Source organism: Frankia sp. AiPs1 (assembly GCF_023716945.1).
Taxonomy (GTDB): Bacteria; Actinomycetota; Actinomycetes; order Frankiales; family Frankiaceae; genus Frankia.
This window is the reverse complement of sequence record NZ_JAMQQF010000941.1, coordinates 1-1,378: the sequence shown is the minus strand read 5'-3', so window position 1 is coordinate 1,378 and position 1,378 is coordinate 1. Positions and strand designations below refer to the sequence as shown.

Annotated in this window: 1 pseudogene; it reads left to right on the top strand. The window is 75.0% G+C overall.

What is annotated here, in order from left to right:
* Window positions 1-1,378 (top strand): annotated as a pseudogene (locus tag ND748_RS32035) (hypothetical protein); the annotation flags it as partial.

The following is a 1,378-nucleotide window of genomic DNA, read 5'->3' as shown; positions in this document are numbered from 1 at the left end:
GCCCCGCGCCGGTGGCGCTGCTCGCCGTGGCCGCCGTGCTCATCGGCTGGGGGATGGCCGCCGCGGACCCGCACCGGATCGGCGCGCTCGGCATCGTCGACGCCCTCGACTGGCGTTACGCGGCCGGCATCGTGGCGCTCGCGGCCGCGTTCGTGTGGGAACTCGGCGCCGCCCGCCCGCGGACCTGGCTGCTGGCGTCCGCGACCTGCGCGCTGGTAATCGCGATCTACGGGGTGTCCCCCGTCGTCGAGCAGACGTCCCGCCTGCCCACCTCGTGGCGGCACGCGGGCTTCATCAACTACATCCACGACAACGGCACCGTGCTCCACCACTACGACGCCCGCTTCTCCTGGCCGGGGTTCTTCGCCGGCGTCGCCGTGCTGATGAACACCGCCGGCATCGGCGACGCCAGCCACCTGCTGCTGTACGCCTCCGTGGTGTTCATGCTCGCCTACCTGCCCTGCCTCGCGATGATCTTCCGCGAGCTCGGGCTGAGCAGCCGGGCGACCTGGCTCGCGCTGTGGCTGTTCCTCTGCGCCGACTGGGCGGACCAGGAGTACCTCTCCCCGCAGGGGGCGGCGTACCTGCTGTCGCTGGTGGTGCTCGTGATCGCGCTGCGCACGAGTGGCCGGCGCGGTCCCGTGGGCGGGCGGACTGCGGCAGACGGCAGGACTGCGGCAGGCGGCAGGACTGGGAGAGGCGGCAGGACCGGGAGAGGCAGCAGGGCAGCGGCAGGCGGCGGGGCGCGCGGGCGGCGCGACCGGCTGCGCGCGCTGCTCGAACCGCCCCCGCCGGCCTTCGGGCCGCGCGAGCAGATGGTGTTGCTGGGGTGCGCGGCCGTCCTCGCCTTCGCCGTGGTGGCCAGCCACCAGCTCTCCCCGCCGCTGCTGACGCTGCTGCTCGCGAGCCTGCTGCTGACCGGCCGGCTGCGCGGGCGGGGGCTCGTCCTGCTGGTGCCGATCCTGTTCGTCGGCTACTTCACGTTCGGCGCGGTCGACTTCTGGAGCGGCCACCTGTCGGTCGTCACCGGGGACGTCGGCGGGGTCGGCGGCACGGTCAACCAGACGCTGTCGAACCGGGTGCAGGGTTCGCCGACCCACCTGCGGATCGCGTTCCTGCGCATCGTGGTGGTCGGCGTGCTCTTCGTCGGCGCCGCGGTCGGCTCCCTGCGGCGGCGGCGCTGGCGGCTCGGCGCGGTGGCGCAGGCCGCGGCCCTGGCGCCGTTCGGGCTGCTCGCACTGCAGTCCTACGGCGGCGAGGCGCTGCTGCGGGCCTACCTGTTCGCGCTGCCGTTCCTGTGCGCCCTGTGCGCCGCGGCCTTCCTGCCCGCGCCCGACCCCGACTTCGGCGCGCTCGCCCGCCGCGGGCGGCGCCGTGG